The organism is Streptomyces mesophilus, assembly GCF_011044995.1.
Lineage (GTDB): Bacteria > Actinomycetota > Actinomycetes > Streptomycetales > Streptomycetaceae > Streptomyces > Streptomyces mesophilus.
This window is the reverse complement of record NZ_JAAKZW010000053.1, coordinates 1-14314: the sequence shown is the minus strand read 5'-3', so window position 1 is coordinate 14314 and position 14314 is coordinate 1. Positions and strand designations below refer to the sequence as shown.

Annotated in this window: 14 protein-coding genes; 7 read left to right on the top strand and 7 right to left on the bottom strand. The window is 70.7% G+C overall.

Annotated features, from left to right (window positions below):
* The first annotated feature begins 102 nt into the window (after positions 1–102).
* Positions 103–1503 carry a uracil-xanthine permease family protein gene (locus G6045_RS15525; protein ID WP_165332532.1) on the top strand — a complete coding sequence of 467 codons (1401 nt, stop codon included), beginning with the start codon at positions 103–105 and terminating at the stop codon, positions 1501–1503.
* On the opposite strand, the gene G6045_RS15520 is transcribed toward G6045_RS15525, so the two are convergent.
* Positions 1504–2613: a glycoside hydrolase family 6 protein gene (locus G6045_RS15520; protein ID WP_165332551.1), complete on the bottom strand. Its 1110-nt coding sequence runs from the start codon at positions 2611–2613 to the stop codon at positions 1504–1506. It abuts the gene before it with no gap.
* A gap of 191 nt (positions 2614–2804) precedes the next feature.
* Here G6045_RS15520 and G6045_RS15515 point away from each other — a divergent pair, with 191 nt between their 5' ends.
* Both G6045_RS15515 and G6045_RS15510 read left to right on the top strand, forming a co-directional pair.
* Positions 2805–3497 carry a DUF5995 family protein gene (locus G6045_RS15515; RefSeq protein WP_165332531.1) on the top strand — a complete coding sequence of 231 codons (693 nt, stop codon included), beginning with the start codon at positions 2805–2807 and terminating at the stop codon, positions 3495–3497.
* A 90-nt stretch (positions 3498–3587) separates the two neighbouring features.
* Positions 3588–4517 carry an LLM class F420-dependent oxidoreductase gene (locus tag G6045_RS15510; protein WP_165332530.1) on the top strand — a complete coding sequence of 310 codons (930 nt, stop codon included), beginning with the start codon at positions 3588–3590 and terminating at the stop codon, positions 4515–4517.
* 18 nt (positions 4518–4535) lie between these two features.
* On the opposite strand, the gene G6045_RS15505 is transcribed toward G6045_RS15510, so the two are convergent.
* The 4 genes from G6045_RS15505 to G6045_RS15490 all read right to left on the bottom strand — a co-directional run bounded on the left by G6045_RS15505 (position 4536) and on the right by G6045_RS15490 (position 9118).
* On the bottom strand, positions 4536–6233 hold the full coding sequence (locus G6045_RS15505; protein ID WP_165332529.1) for a flavin monoamine oxidase family protein: 1698 nt from the start codon (positions 6231–6233) through the stop codon (positions 4536–4538).
* 53 nt (positions 6234–6286) lie between these two features.
* Positions 6287–7084 (bottom strand): carbon-nitrogen hydrolase family protein, encoded by a 798-nt coding sequence (locus tag G6045_RS15500; protein ID WP_206343776.1) that lies wholly within the window; start codon positions 7082–7084, stop codon positions 6287–6289.
* Between the two features lie 155 nt (positions 7085–7239).
* Positions 7240–7692 carry an Lrp/AsnC family transcriptional regulator gene (locus G6045_RS15495; protein WP_165332528.1) on the bottom strand — a complete coding sequence of 151 codons (453 nt, stop codon included), beginning with the start codon at positions 7690–7692 and terminating at the stop codon, positions 7240–7242.
* 10 nt (positions 7693–7702) lie between these two features.
* Positions 7703–9118 carry an amino acid permease gene (locus tag G6045_RS15490; protein ID WP_235967929.1) on the bottom strand — a complete coding sequence of 472 codons (1416 nt, stop codon included), beginning with the start codon at positions 9116–9118 and terminating at the stop codon, positions 7703–7705.
* A 342-nt stretch (positions 9119–9460) separates the two neighbouring features.
* Between G6045_RS15490 and G6045_RS15485 the strand changes: the two genes are divergently transcribed.
* From G6045_RS15485 to G6045_RS15470, 4 genes are all read left to right on the top strand, one after another.
* Positions 9461–10573, top strand: a complete 1113-nt coding sequence (locus G6045_RS15485; RefSeq protein ID WP_165332526.1) for an LLM class flavin-dependent oxidoreductase — start codon at positions 9461–9463, stop codon at positions 10571–10573.
* Positions 10570–11418 carry an SDR family NAD(P)-dependent oxidoreductase gene (locus G6045_RS15480; protein ID WP_165332525.1) on the top strand — a complete coding sequence of 283 codons (849 nt, stop codon included), beginning with the start codon at positions 10570–10572 and terminating at the stop codon, positions 11416–11418. Before G6045_RS15485 ends, G6045_RS15480 begins: the two co-directional genes overlap by 4 nt.
* On the top strand, positions 11415–12386 hold the full coding sequence (locus G6045_RS15475; protein WP_165332524.1) for a GDSL-type esterase/lipase family protein: 972 nt from the start codon (positions 11415–11417) through the stop codon (positions 12384–12386). The genes G6045_RS15480 and G6045_RS15475 overlap by 4 nt, the downstream gene beginning before the upstream one ends.
* Before the next feature lie 94 nt (positions 12387–12480).
* Positions 12481–13260 carry an MBL fold metallo-hydrolase gene (locus tag G6045_RS15470; RefSeq protein WP_165332523.1) on the top strand — a complete coding sequence of 260 codons (780 nt, stop codon included), beginning with the start codon at positions 12481–12483 and terminating at the stop codon, positions 13258–13260.
* A gap of 33 nt (positions 13261–13293) precedes the next feature.
* Here the strand turns inward: G6045_RS15470 and G6045_RS15465 are convergent, their stop codons facing one another.
* Together G6045_RS15465 and G6045_RS15460 are read right to left on the bottom strand one after the other, a co-directional pair.
* Positions 13294–13791 carry a GNAT family N-acetyltransferase gene (locus G6045_RS15465; RefSeq protein WP_165332522.1) on the bottom strand — a complete coding sequence of 166 codons (498 nt, stop codon included), beginning with the start codon at positions 13789–13791 and terminating at the stop codon, positions 13294–13296.
* Positions 13788–14314: IclR family transcriptional regulator (locus G6045_RS15460; RefSeq protein ID WP_206343775.1), on the bottom strand; the 527-nt coding region annotated here is incomplete at its 5' end. The genes G6045_RS15465 and G6045_RS15460, both read right to left, overlap by 4 nt.

Below are 14314 nucleotides of genomic sequence, written 5' to 3'. Positions count from 1 at the left end.
CCTGCGTCGATCCCGACAAATCGTCGAGAAGAGCACACACGTACGGCGCCTTAACATTGCGGGGATCATCACGGCTCCGCGCGAGGAAAGAGACCACTCACCATGAATCTCGGCGTCCGCTGGACCCTGCACGGCGACGGGCGCACCCCGGCGCCCGGCGCGGTGGTCCGCCCCGACGAACGGCTCTCCTGGCCGCGCACCTTCGGTCTCGGTGCGCAGCATGTGGTGGCGATGTTCGGGGCGTCGTTCGTCGCGCCCGTCCTGATGGGACTCGATCCCAACCTCGCGATCATGATGTCGGGTGTCGCGACGGTCATCTTCCTGCTGGCGACCCGGGGCAAGGTGCCCAGCTACCTGGGCTGTTCGCTGTCGTTCGTGGGTGTCGCGGCCGTCATCCGGGCGCAGGGCGGCAGCAGCGCCACGGTCACCGGAGCGGTGCTCGTCGTGGGCGCCGCGCTGTTCCTGGTCGGTCTCGCCGTGCGGAAGTTCGGGGCGCGGATCATCCACGCCGCGATGCCGCCGGTGGTGACCGGCGCGGTGGTCATGCTGATCGGTTTCAACCTGGCGCCGGTGACCGCGTCGACGTACTGGCCGCAGGACCAGTGGGTGGCCCTCCTGACGATGCTGTTCACCGGTTTGGCCGTGGTGTGCCTGCGCGGTTTCTGGGCCCGTATCGCGATCTTCCTCGGCCTGATCTTCGGATACGCGGTCTCCTGGGTCTTCGACCGCGTCTTCGGGAAGATCAACTCGGTGGTCGGCGGCGGCGCGGCCACCGATCACTGGCGGCTCGACCTGTCGGCGGTCGGCAAGGCGGACTGGATCGGCCTGCCGAACTTCCACGGCCCGTCCTTCGAGTGGTCCGCGATCCTCGTGGCGCTGCCCGTGGTGATCGCCCTCATCGCCGAGAACGCCGGACATGTCAAGGCCGTCGGCGAGATGACCGGCGACAACCTCGACGACAAGCTGGGCACCGCGATCTCCGCGGACGGCGCCGCCTCGATGCTCTCCACCGCGGTGGGCGGCCCGCCGAACACCACGTACGCCGAGAACATCGGCGTCATGGCCGCGACCCGCGTCTACTCGACGGCCGCCTACTGGGCCGCAGCGTTCTTCGCCCTGCTCTTCGGACTCTGCCCCAAGGTCGGCGCCATCGTCGCTGCCATCCCGGGCGGGGTGCTCGGCGGCATCACCGTGATCCTGTACGGAATGATCGGTCTGCTCGGTGCGCAGATCTGGATCAACTCCCGGGTGGATCTGCGCAATCCGCTGAATCTGGTGCCGGCCGCGGCGGGCATCATCATCGGCACCGGCGGGGTCAGCCTGAAGTTCACGGACACCTTCGAGCTCAGCGGGATCGCCCTGGGCACCCTGGTCGTCATCACCGGCTATCACGTGCTGCGCGCTTTCGCCCCCGCGTACATGAAGCAGAGCCGCGAACCACTGCTCGACGAGGGCACTTCGCGGTACGAGGGCACGTCGGCCGACGAAGGGACGAAGAGCTGATCAGCCGCCGGTCACCAGGTCGTACGCGTAACTGGGCGTGAACATCCCCGGCTTGCCCTTGCAGCCGTCGGACTCCCCCGGCAGCTTGATCCAGAGATACGCGTCGATCCGGGACCGGCCGGTGGAGAGCGTCGGCGGGCGGCCGAGCTTGCGGCCCGCCGGATCGCACCACTCGCCGGCGGGCGGCGGTCCGTTGCCGTTGCGGCTGGTGTCGATCACGGCGCCGAGACCGGACGGGCCGCCGAGCGCGTTCAGGACGGACTGCGCGTAGCCGACTTCGTCGTCCGTGCGGTGGAAGTTCGAGACGTTCGTGAAGACGCCGTCCGACGAGGCCGCCGAGGCGGCGCCCGCCTGCCGTAGCGCGGAGGCCTGTTTCGCCGCGGAGTTCCAGCCGGAGTGGCCCGCGTCGTAGTAGACCCGCGCCCGGGGGTTGGCGGCCTTCAGGGTGCGGCCCGCGCGTGCCAACGAGGCGAAGCGCGCGCTGCGTTGCCCCGCGTCGAGACACTCGAACTGGGCCAGCGAGTCGGGTTCGAGTATCACGATGACCTCGGAGGAGCCGAGCCCCGCCGCGAACTTCTCGATCCACCCGTCGTACGCCCCGAGATCGGGCGCCCCGCCCTGCGAGTGCCCGCCGCAGTCCCGGTCCGGGATGCCGTACGCCACCACCGTGGGCACCTGGCCGCGCGCCGAGGCGCCCGAGGTCACGGCCCGTACCCGGGAGGTGATCGTGTCGGGGCTGTAGTCGGCGAACCAGACGGCGGCCGGGCGGTCGGCTATCTGCGCCTCTATCAGGGGCCGGCGGGGGTCGTCGCGGTTGGCCCGCACCCAGTCGAGCACCTGGGACTGGCCGTGCAGATAGAGCCCGTTGGACACGGAGGACTGCGCCTTCTCCTTGGGTGCCTTCGTACGCGGCTTCTTCGACGGCGACGTGGACGGCTTCGGGGACTTCGACGGGCTCGCGGACGCGGAAGGTGTCGGCACCGCGGGCAGCGGCTCCAGCCTCGGCGCCCGGGTCTCCTTGGGCGCGGCCTCGTCCGCCGTCCCCCCGCCGTCGGCCAGCACGCCGGTGACCGTACCGATCACCACGACCAGCGAGGCCGCGGCGGCCATGCCATGGCGCAGATGTGTCCGTCTGCGCTCGGCGCGTTCGGCCCGGCGCTGCGCGCGTACGCCTTGCACGTCGCTCTTCCCCCCACCCTTGCTGTTCCCGTACCCGGCCCGCGGGCGCCCCGTTCCCCCGATCCGGCGAAGCTCCCGGCCCGGCGGACCTCCTCGCAGCCTACGGCTGGGACGCTGCGTGCATGGCGCAGACCGGTCAGTTCACAGCAGACACCCCCCATGTCACGGCCGTAGCGGCGCGGATGCGCGCCCTGGACGCCCGGTGGCCGCAGACGGATGGCGTGGCCGTCTTCAACCGGGTGTATCTGGCGGTCACCGAGGAGATCGACACACGTCTGCGCGGGGGCGAGTTCCCCGACGTCGTAGCCGCACAGACGCTCGATATCCGGTTCGCCGGGCGGTACTTGGACGTCATCGACGCCGCGGCGGAAGGCGGCCGTCCACCCGCGTGCTGGCGGCCGCTGTTCCAGTACCGGGGCCATCGCGGCGTACGACCGCTGCAGTTCGCGCTCGCGGGCATCAATGCGCACATCGGTCACGATCTTGCGCTGGCCGTCGTGGACACCTGTCGTAGCCTCGACTGCGAACCCCGCATGATCGAGGACGAGTTCGACCGGGTCGGCGAGGTCCTCGTCGCTCTGGAGGAGCGCATCCGCGAGGAGCTGATGCCCGGTCCCGATCTGCTCCAGGTGGCCGATCCGCTCACGCATCTGCTCGGCTCCTGGAGCCTGGAGCGTGCACGGGACGCGGCGTGGTCGGCGGCGCGGGTGCTATGGGGGCTGCGTGAACTGCCGGAGCTGGCCGAGGAGTTCACCCAGCGGATGGATGCGGGTGTCGGTCTGGTGGGGCGGTGCCTGCTGACCCCGTGGCGCTGACCCGTGCCGGTGACCTCGGACGACGGCGTCCGGTGAAATAGGCGGGACGGCAGACGCGTTGTGCGCGGCACATCCACCAGGAGGTCAGGTATGGCGATCCGGCTCGGTCTTTCGCTCCCGCAGATGAAGCAGTTCGACATCGGCCGCGACATCCCCGCGGTGGCACGGGCCGCGGAGGACATCGGTTACGAGAGTGTCTGGGTGTTCGAGCGGGTGCTGTTCCCGACACCCATGCGGCAGGGCCTGGCCGGAATCGAAGGGCTGCCCTGGCCCGACGCGTACCGTTCGGTCGCCGAACCACTGGTCTCGCTCACCCTCGCGGCCGCCGTGACCGAACGCGTACAGCTGGGCACCAGCGTCCTGGTCGCCCCGCTGCACGTCCCGTTCGAACTCGCCCGCGCGCTCGCCACGCTGGACCGTGCGAGCGGCGGCCGGGTGGTGGCGGGCCTGGGCACCGGCTGGGCACACGACGAGTACGCGGCCCAGGGCGTCGCGCCGTTCTCCCGGCGCGGCCAGGTCCTCGACGAGCTGCTCGACGTGTGCGCCGCCGTCTGGGGTCCCGACCCGGTCGCGTACGAGGGTGAGCTGACGCAGATCGTGCCGTCCGAGGTCGGCCCCAAACCGGTCCGCCCCATCCCCGTCCACCTCCCGGCGTTCAGCCCGCGCGCGACGCGGCGCCTGGTACGGCGCGCGGACGGCTGGATGCCGATCGCGATGGGCGCACCCCAACTGGCCGCAGCCTGGCAGGGCGTGCGGGATATGGCCGCCGAGCACGGCCGCGAGCGGCCGGTCGACGTGACCGTCCGCATCAACGCCCGCCTCCTCGACAAGCCGTACGAGGGCGACGACCGGGAGCCCTTCCAGGGCAGCCTCGACCAGCTCGTCGAAGACCTCGCCGCGCACGCGCAGGTCGTCCCGGGCACCTACTTCTTCGATCTGCAGAACGGCGCCCGGGACGGCGAGGAACTGAAGGACCGGGCGGCCGCGGTGTACGAAGCCGTGGCCGCGTCCGGGCTCTGACCCTTCGCCGGGACCCGGTCAGTCCTCGGGCAGCTCCACCGGCGCGATCTCGTCGAAGAGATCACCGGGCCCGGGGTTGGCCGGGTCGGTGGCGCCGCCGAACTGGTGCATGACGCCCCACACCGCGTTGAGCGCGGTCTGTACGGCGCCTTCGGCCCAGCCGGCCGTCCACGAGATGTCGTCGCCGGCCAGGAAGAGCCCGCGCTTGTCGTCCGGCAGGCGGTCCTGCATGAAGTGCGTGAACAGGCGCCGCTGATAGCGGTAGTGGCCCGGCAGGTTGGCCTTGAACGCGCCCATGAAGTAGGGCTCGTTCTCCCACGAGACGGTGACGGGGTTGCCGATGATGTGGCCGCGGATGTCGACGTTCGGGTAGATCTCGCCGAGCGACTTCAGCATGACCTCCATCCGCTCGTTCGCGGACAGCGGCAGCCACTTGAGGCTGTCGTCGCACCAGGTGTACGAGAGGCAGATGACGGCGGGCTTGTCGGGGCCGTTGTCGAGCAGGTAAGTCCCGCGCGTCATACGGTCGGTGAGGGTCATCGACATGACGTCCCGGCCAGTCACCTCGTCCTTGTCCAGCCAGAACGGCCGGTCGACGGGCACGAACAGCTTGCTGGACTCCATGTAGTGGGTCCGCTCGATCGCCGTCCAGTGGTCGATCGGGAAGAGCGAGTCGTCGCAGGCGATCTTCGAGAGCAGCATCCAGGACTGCGCGGTGAAGACGGCCGCACGGTAGGTACGGATGTCGCCGCTCGCGTCCGTCACGGTCACGCGGTTGCCGGCGGTGCGGTGCAGGCGGGTCACGGCGGGGCGCGGTTCGCCGCCCTCGTGCAGGGTGCTCAGCGAGGTCCCGTACCCCCAGTGGAGGATCTTCTCGGGGGTGCGCTCCCAGAGCCTGAGCGGCAGCTGCTGGCTGCCGCCGACGATGCCGCGGTGGTGGTCGTCGGCCTCGGTGTAGACGACGCGCAGGATCTCCAGGATGGAGTTGGGGAAGTCGGTGTCCCAGCCGCCGGTGCCGAAGCCGACCTGGCCGAAGATCTCGCGGTGCCGGAAGGACTTGAAGGACTCCGAGTCGCAGAGGAAACCGTAGAAGGTCTGGTTGTCGAGCTTCTCGACCAGCTGCGCCCAGATCCTGCGGATGGTGGGGATGTCGCGCTCGCGCAGGGCGCGGTTCATGGCGGAGAAGTCGGCGCCCTCCTCCAGACAGGCGTTCCAGGCGTTCATCACGTCGCGGTAGACCTGCGGCAGATCGTCCACCGACGTGGCGTAGTGCGACTCGCCCTTGAGGTCGACGACCGTCGAAGGGGTGGACTCCGCAAGGGGGTTGGGGAACGGCTTGGTCTCCAGGCCCACCAGGTCGATGTAGTGCTGGAGCGCGGTCGAGGAGGGCGGGAAGCGCATCGCGCCCATCTCGGCGGTGAGTTCGGGGTCGCAGCCCTCGAAGCCGACCGTGCGCAGCCGCCCGCCGATCTGGTCCGCCTCGTAGACGACGGGCTTGAGACCCATCTTCATCAGCTCGTACGCGGCGATGATGCCGGACAGACCGCCGCCTATGACGGCGACCTCCTGGCCGTGCTCGGTCGCGGGTATCTGACCGAGGCCCGCCGGGTGCGCGAGGAAGTCGTCGTACGCGTACGGGAAGTCCGGACCGAACATCGTGATCGGCGGCTGCGTCGCCGAGGTGTGCTGGACGGCCGTGGGCACCGTGGACGTCATGGGGTACGGACTCCTTGCAGAAAAGGTGCTTGAGAGCTTGAGGGACGGCAGGGTCAGATCAGGGAGCCGTAGAGGCCCGGGCGCCGGTCGCGCAGATACGGGTTCTCGGCGCGCGAGGCGGCGAGGAACTCCGGGTCCACGTCGGCGAAGAGGAGCTCCGGGCCGCGCCCGCCCCGGGTGCGGGCGATGCCGTCGGGACCGACGAGCGTGGACAGGCCCACGAACTCGAACTCGCCTTCCGCACCGGCCCGGTTCACATACGCCACGTACATCTGGTTCTCGAAGGCCCGTACCGGTACGAGCGATTCGGCGACGAACTGGAAGGGGTGCATCTGCGCGGTCGGCACCAGGAGGAGGTCCGTGCCGGCGAGGGCGTGCGCCCGTACGTTCTCCGGGAACTCCACGTCGTAACAGATCATGATCCCGACGCGGAGGCCGCCGAGTTCGGCCTGCACGACGGTCTGGTCGCCCGCGGTGAAGTGCTGCTGCTCGAAGCCGCCGAAGAGGTGGGTCTTGCGGTAGTCGGCGAGCGCGGAGCCGTCCGGGCCGACGAGGCGCGCGGCGTTGTAGACGTGCTCGCCGTCGCGCTCGGGGTAGCCGTAGACGATCGCGAGACCGTGGCGGGCGGCGGTCGCGGCGATCGCCTGTGCGGAGGGGCCGTCGGCGGGCTCCGCGAGCCGTGAGACGTCGTCGCCGATCGCGTACCCGGTCAGGAACATCTCCGGGCAGATCAGCAGACCCGCGCCGACGGCGGCGGCGCGCTCCGCGGTCTCGGCGAGGAGCGCCAGATTGGCCTGCACATCGCCGGGAGTTCCGGAGTTCTGGAGCAGGGCGGTGCGCAACGGCGGCATGGGCGGACCTCGGTGGTGCGGAAGGTGCTGCGGGGACGCCTTGAAGGTACGTTCACGCGCCGGACCGCGACAAGACGCGTCCATTGCGCATTGCTGTGCTGTTTGTTGCGCGAAAGACGGTCCGAGCGGTGATTCGTTGCGTCCGAGCCGGGCTCCTACCGCGGCGCCCCCGAGGAGTACCGACGCAGCAGCGGCGACAGCACGAGCACCGACTTGGTCCGCTCCACGAACGACTCCCCCGCGATCTTCTCGAGGACCTGCTCGAAGTGCCGCATATCCGCCGCGAAGATCTGCACCACCGCATCCGCCTCCCCTGTGACCGTCGACGCGGAGGCGATCTCCGGATAGCGCTCGAGCCCCGCGCGGATCGCGTCGGGAGACGTCTGGCTGCGGCAGTAGATCTCGACGAAGCCCTCCGTCTGCCAGCCGAGCGCCGAGGGGTCGACCCGCACCGTGAACCCGGTGATCGCACCGCTCGCCCGCAGCCGGTCGACCCGCCGCTTCACCGCGGGCGCGGACAGGCCGACCAGCTGGCCGATGTCGGCGAAGGAGCGCCGGGCGTCCTCGGCCAGGGCGTGGACGATGCGTTCATCGAGCTCGTTCAGCACGGCGGGCGGGTCACTTCTCCTCGGTCGCAGGGGCGCCGACCGCCTCCACGGCCAGACGCGAGCGGCTGCGGCCGTACGCGAAGTAGATCGCGAGGCCGACCGCCATCCACAGGCCGAACACCGTCCAGGTGATGGCCCGCAGCGACACCATCATCCACACGCACAGACCGAAGCCGATCAGCGGGAACAGCGGAGCGAACGGCACCCGGAAGGTGCGCTTCAGATTCGGCCGGGTCCGGCGCAGTACCAGGACGGAGACATTGACCAGGGCGAAGGCGAAGAGCGTGCCGATGCTGGTGGCGTCGGCGAGTTCGCCGAGCGGGATGGCGGCGGCGAGCACACCGCAGAACAGCGAGACCCAGATCGTGTTGATCCGCGGCACGCCCGTACGCGCGTGGACCTTGGCGAAGGACTTGGGGACCAGGCCGTCGCGGGACATCGCGAAGAGGATGCGGGTCTGGCCGTAGAGCACCGCGAGCACGACGGAGGCGATGGCGATCACCGCTCCGCCCGCGAGGACCGTGCCCCAGAAGGTCTGCCCGGTGACCTCGTTCATGATCGCGGCGAGGGTGGCCTCGGTGTCGGTGAAGCCCTCCCAGGGCCGCGCGCCGATGGCCACGAAGGCGACCAGGACGTACAGGGCGGTGACGATGCCGAGCGAGAGCAGGATCGCGCGCGGCAGATCGCGCTGCGGGTTCTTCGCCTCCTCGCCGGCCGTGGAGGCGGCGTCGAAGCCGATGTACGAGAAGAACAGGGTCGCGGCCGCGCCGCTGACACCGGCCATGCCCAGCGGCATGAAGTCCTCGTAGTTGCCGGACTGGAAGCCGGTCAGGCCGACCGCGCAGAAGAGCAGCAGCGCCGCGATCTTCACACCGACCATGATGGCGTTGACCCGGGCGGACTCCTTCGAGCCGCCGAGCAGCACGACGCCCGCGAGCAGGACGAGGATCAGCGACGGCAGGTTGATCACACCGCCGTCGCCGGGCGGCGCGGCGAGCGCGTCCGGGATCGTGACGCCGATCGTTCCGTTCAGGAACTCGTTGAGGTACTCGCCCCAGCCGACGGCCACCGCCGCGATCGAGACGCCGTACTCGAGGATCAGACACCAGCCGCAGATCCAGGCGATGACTTCGCCCAGCGTTGCGTACGCATAGGAGTAGGAGGAGCCTGCGACGGGGATGGTGCCGGCCAGCTCGGCGTACGAGAGGGCCGAGAACAGCGCCGTCAGACCGGCGATCACGAAGGACAGCGTGACGGCGGGACCGGCCTTGGGCACGGCCTCGCCGAGCACCACGAAGATGCCGGTGCCGAGCGTGGCGCCGATGCTGATCATCGTCAGCTGCCACATGCCCATGGTGCGGCGCAGTCCACCGCCCTCGCCATGACCTCCTTCGGCGACCAGACGCTCGACCGGCTTACGGCGCATCAGACTGCCGAACAGGGACGGGCCGGTGACAGGGGGCGGCGCGACGGACACCTGGGAACTCCTCGGTGGGCTGTGGGGGGACCGCAAGACCATACGGCGTGCCGCATTCACTTGCGTAACGCAGCGAATCGACGACCGGAGGGAAAGATTCCGGCGTTTCCGTCCGGAATACGGCAGTTCGTTGCGCGCCGCCACTCGACAGCCCGTACCGCTGTGAGCATTGACACATCCGCCGGGCTCGCTCATCCTCCTCGCCGCCCGAGCGCGGCATCTTTCGGCATTTCGAAAACCGGCATCTCGAAACGAGATCCCGCATCTCGAAAAGATGGAGGAGTGGCCCGGATGGATCTGGATGTCCTGTACGAGATCGATGTGCCCAAGCCCTGGAACGGGCCGCACCCCTACGGCCAGCGCGAGGCCGAGCAGCGCGCCTACCGCGAGGCCGTCGAGCAGATACGCCTCGCGGACCGGGTGGGCTTCCGTACGGTCTGGGCGGTCGAGCACCACTTCCGCGAGGGCCGCTCGCACTGTCCGGCGCCGGAGGTGCTGCTCGGCCACCTGGGGGCGCTGACCGAGCGGATACGCCTCGGCTTCGGCGTGACCCTGACGCCTTTCGGGTTCACGCCCCCGCAGCGCATCGCCGAGAAGGTCGCGGCGGTCGATATCCTGTCCGGCGGCCGGGTCGAGTGGGGCACCGGGCGCTCGACGCCGATGGAGCAGACGGCGTTCGGCGTGGACCGTGAGCTGTCGCGGGCGGACTGGCGCGAGGCGATCGAGATCGTCACGGGGATGTGGCGCGAGGAGTACTTCTCCTACGAGTCCCCGCGCTTCTCGTTCCCGCGCCGCATGGTCACGCCCAAGCCCGTACAGGATCCGCATCCGCCCGCCTGGATGGCGGCGACCTCGGCGGGCTCCGCGGAGGTCGCGGGCCAGGCCGGGATGGGGCTGCTCTCGTTCTCGATCATGCAGCCGCTCGAGAAGATGGCCCAGCAGGTCGAGGCGTACCGCCGGGCCGCCCTTGATCCGTCCCCGCTCACCGATGTCACGACGAACCGCGTCAGCGCGTACACGCTCGTGCATGTCGCGGACAAGCCCTCGAAGCGCGTCTGGGACTCGGTGGCCTGGTGGTACAGCAATCTGGCCCAGTTCACCCTCGACTGGGAGCTGCCCCACCTCTCGCCCGAGGAGCGCGAGCGGACCTTCCCGTTCCTCAACCCGATCCTCGAAGGGACCGTCCCCGTCCAGGAGTTCAACGACGGCGACATGATCCTGATCGGCGACGCGGAGACGGTCATCCGCAAGGCCAAGCACTACGCGGACCTCGGTATCGACCAGCTGATCTGCTACGTCCAGTGGGGCTATCTGGAGCACCAGGAGATCCTGCGGACCATCGAGATCCTGGGCAAGGAAGTCATCCCGGAGCTCGCGGCCTACCAGCCGCGGCGGCCGGTATGAGCGGCGCCGATGTGGCGCCGGGGGCGGGCGCGGGGCCCGGGACTCCCCTCGACGACTCCCCCGTTCCCGACTATCCGGGGCTTTCGCGCCTGGACGGCCGTGGCTTCGTGCTGCTCGGCGCGGGCAACGGCATCGGACGGCAGACCGCGCACGCGCTCACCGCATCGGGCGCGCGCGTGGTCTGCGTGGACATCGACAAGCAGCGGGCCGAGGCGGTCGCGGCCGAGACGGGCTCGCTCGCCTATGCGGCGGATGTGACCAGGCGGGACGCCGTCCGTGGGCTCTTCGCCGATTCCGTACGGGAGTTGGGCGCTGTGCACGGCGTCGTGGACATCGTGGGCATGGCCCGCTACAAGGCGCTCGCGGAGCTGGACGACGAGGAGTGGGACTGGCACTTCGACATCGTGCTGCGCCATGCCCGGCTCGCCATCGAGTACGGGGCCGAGGCGGTGGCCGCGTCGGGCGGCGGGTCGCTGGCGTTCGTGGCCTCGGTCTCGGGTCTGACCGCGGCGCCGCTGCACGCGGCGTACGGCGCGGCGAAGGCGGGTCTGGTCTCCCTGGTCCGCTCGGCGGCGGTGGAGTACGGCGCGCGCGGTGTCCGCGTCAACGCCGTGGCGCCGGGCGTCGTCTGGACCCCGCGCGTGGCCGGCCTGCTGGGTGAGGACGGCCGCGCCCGCAACGCGGCCAACGCCCCGCTCGGCCGGGTCGCCGAGACCTCCGACATCGCCGCCGCGCTGCTCTTCCTCGCCTCCCCGCTGTCCTCGTACGTCACGGGCCAGACGCTGGTGGTGGACGGCGGCGTGGGCGTGAAGTTCCCGTATCCGACGATCGGCGGTGCGAAGTGAACGAGTGGCTGCGCGGGGTGAGTTGGCTGTCCGGCGAGGGTGCTCCCGTACGTGCGGATCCCGCCGACCGGGACCGCCTGCCCCTGGACACCTGGGAGCGGGCGACGGTGCCGGCGGGGGTGCGGTACGAGTTCGTGGCGGCGGGCGCGTCGGGTGTCGAGGTGACGTACTCCGGTACGGAGCCGCTGGTCGCCGACTCGTACCGGCGCACCGAGCCGGTCTTCACGCTGCTCCGGGGCGAGGAAGTGGTGGCGGAGGCGGCCGGCGCGGCGGGGCAGGATCGACTCGTACGTCTTGAGGCGGCCCTGGAAGGGGAGTTCACGCTGCATCTGCCGGAGGTACTGCGTCCGGTGGTCCACTGCGTGCATCCGGTGGGAGGCACCCTCGATCCCGCGCCCGCCCGCCCGCGCTGGCTGGTGTACGGCGACTCGATCAGTGAGGGCTGGACGACCTCACGCCCGCACCTCGCCTGGCCGGCGCGCGTCGGGCGGGCGCTCGGCCTGGACACCGTCAACCTCGGCTACGCGGGGGCGGCACGCGGCGAGCTCGCCTCTGCACAGCAGCTCGCCTCCCTGCCGGCCGCTGTGATCACCGTGGCCTTCGGCACCAACTGCTGGAGCCGTACGCCGAGTTCGGCCGAGCTCCTGTACGAGACGACGCGCGCGTTCCTGGCCATCGTGCGAGCTGCCCACCCGGACGTCCCGGTCCTGGTCGTCTCGCCGGTCGTACGCCCGGACGCCGAGCACTCCCCCAACGCCCTCGGCGCGACCCTTGGCGGCCTGCGGGCCGCCCAGGAGCGCGCGGTGGCGGACACGGCCGACAAGCACCTGCGGGTGCTTCCGGGTGCGCGGCTGATCGGCGCGGAGCATCTCGTCGACGGTGTCCATCCCGGCGACGAGGGGCACCGGCTGATCGCGGAGGGGGTCGCGGAGGCTCTGAGGGGGTGGGCGCCCGTTACCGGCAGGTGAGCCCTGAGGCGCTGAGGGGTGACGGGGAGGGGTCCCGGTATCAGCATGTGAATCCCATTGGACCGGCTCCGTACGGCAGTTGCATGATCCGTCCATGACCGCAGCACTGACCGTCACCTATCTCGGCGGCCCCACGGCCCTGCTCGAACTGGCCGGGGTCCGCCTCCTCACCGACCCCACGTTCGACCCGCCGGGCGAGTATCCGATCGGCGCGCGCAAGCTGGTCAAGACGGGCAGTCCCGGGCTCGACGCGGAGGAGGTGGGCCTGGTCGACGCGGTGCTGCTCTCGCATGACCAGCACCCCGACAACCTGGACCACGGGGGCCGCGCATGGCTCGCCCGTCAGCCCCTCGCCCTGTCGACGGCGGCCGCCCGCGAGCGGCTCGGCGGTCCGGTGCGGGCGCTCGCCCCATGGGAAACGACCGAGGTCGCCCGCCCGGACGGAGGGACCCTCACCGTCACCGCGGTGCCCGCGCAGCACGGCCCGGACGGTTCGGAGCCGCTCACCGGTCCGGTGCTCGGCTTCGTCCTGTCCGGCGAGGGACTCCCGACGGTGTACGTCAGCGGCGACAACGCCTCGCTCGACGTGGTCCGTTCGATCGCCGGCCGCTTCCCCTCCGTGGACGTGGCCGTGCTCTTCGCGGGCGCCGCGCAGACCCCCGTGGTGCCCGGAGCCCATCTGACGCTCTCGAGCGAGGACGCGGCGGCCGCGGCCGAGCTGCTCGGCGCGGGCACGGTCGTACCGGTGCACTTCGAGCAGTGGGCCCACTTCACCGAGGGCCGGGACACGTTGGCCCCCGCCTTCGACAAGCGCGGCCTGGGCGACCGTCTGCGTCTGCTGCCGCCGGGCGGCCGTACCGTCATCGAGCCGTAGAAGTCCCTGCCGGCCCCCCGGATCGAGAACCTTTCAGGCCCGGAGTTCCTTGACCAGGAACGTGCAGGAATCCGCGCACTCCACTCGCAGCCCACCCCGGTCCACATAGGCCCAGCGGTCCACGTACCGCACGGCCGGCCGGTACCCGAGCCGTGCGTACAGCGCCGCCGCCCGCGCATTGGTCTCGTCGACACCGAGACCGATCGCGGGCAGGCCGCGCTCGCGGGCCAGGTCCTCGGCCGCGCGGACGAGGGCGCTGCCGATGCCCTGCGACCTCAAGTGCCCGGCCACCGCAAGCCCGTTGATCTCCGGACAGGCGCCGACGGCCTTCCGTACTTCCGGCGCCGCGCACCCGTTCCAGCGCACCTCGGCATGTCCGGCCGGGACCTCGTCCCGCCAGGCGAGCAGATACGTCGACTCTCCCTCCTGCTGCCGCGCGAAGCGGGCGCAGTGATGGGAGTCGGCACTGGCGGACGGCAGGTGCTCATCGAGGAGTACGACGTCCTCGGCGCGGCAGGCGATGATCTTCACCCGGCCGACAGTACCGGTGGCCTCCCGCCGATCTCCTCACCCAACACGCCCGCCACCACGGTGAGTTGTCCGGCCAGTTCACGGACCCGTGCGCCGTCGAGTTCCGGCAGGCCGGTCGCCGTGAGCGCGAGCGCCACCGCACCGTGCTGATCGAAGACGGGCGCCGACAGGGTCGTCAGCCGGTACCGCTCCCCCGGCTCCACCGTGAGCAGCTCGTAGTCGTCACCGAGCGACACCACCGACTCGGCCACGCGGGAGCGCAGTTCTTCACTTCTCGGCGCGTCCGCCAGCCGGGCCAGGGTCTCGCCCAGGGCACGCCGAGCGGGGGTGTCACGGTTCGCGGACCAGCCCCGCTCCCGTACCACCGCCATCGCCGTGTCCAGATGGCCGGTCAGCGGAGCGCCCACGGACGTACGGTCGAGCCAGCGCCGTATCTCCCCCGAACCCGCCCCCGACCAGGCGAGGAACACCTGGCCGACCGGAGGCAGCAACGGCAGCCGCATCCCCGCCCACACGTCGGCTG

Coding starts and splice junctions, on each gene's coding strand:
- G6045_RS15525 (WP_165332532.1), top strand. CDS start 103: ATGAATCTCGGCGTCCGCTGGACCCTGCACGGCGACGGGCGCACCCCG.
- G6045_RS15520 (WP_165332551.1), bottom strand. CDS start 2,613: ATGGCCGCCGCGGCCTCGCTGGTCGTGGTGATCGGTACGGTCACCGGC.
- G6045_RS15515 (WP_165332531.1), top strand. CDS start 2,805: ATGGCGCAGACCGGTCAGTTCACAGCAGACACCCCCCATGTCACGGCC.
- G6045_RS15510 (WP_165332530.1), top strand. CDS start 3,588: ATGGCGATCCGGCTCGGTCTTTCGCTCCCGCAGATGAAGCAGTTCGAC.
- G6045_RS15505 (WP_165332529.1), bottom strand. CDS start 6,233: ATGACGTCCACGGTGCCCACGGCCGTCCAGCACACCTCGGCGACGCAG.
- G6045_RS15500 (WP_206343776.1), bottom strand. CDS start 7,084: ATGCCGCCGTTGCGCACCGCCCTGCTCCAGAACTCCGGAACTCCCGGC.
- G6045_RS15490 (WP_235967929.1), bottom strand. CDS start 9,118: ATGCGCCGTAAGCCGGTCGAGCGTCTGGTCGCCGAAGGAGGTCATGGC.
- G6045_RS15485 (WP_165332526.1), top strand. CDS start 9,461: ATGGATCTGGATGTCCTGTACGAGATCGATGTGCCCAAGCCCTGGAAC.
- G6045_RS15480 (WP_165332525.1), top strand. CDS start 10,570: ATGAGCGGCGCCGATGTGGCGCCGGGGGCGGGCGCGGGGCCCGGGACT.
- G6045_RS15470 (WP_165332523.1), top strand. CDS start 12,481: ATGACCGCAGCACTGACCGTCACCTATCTCGGCGGCCCCACGGCCCTG.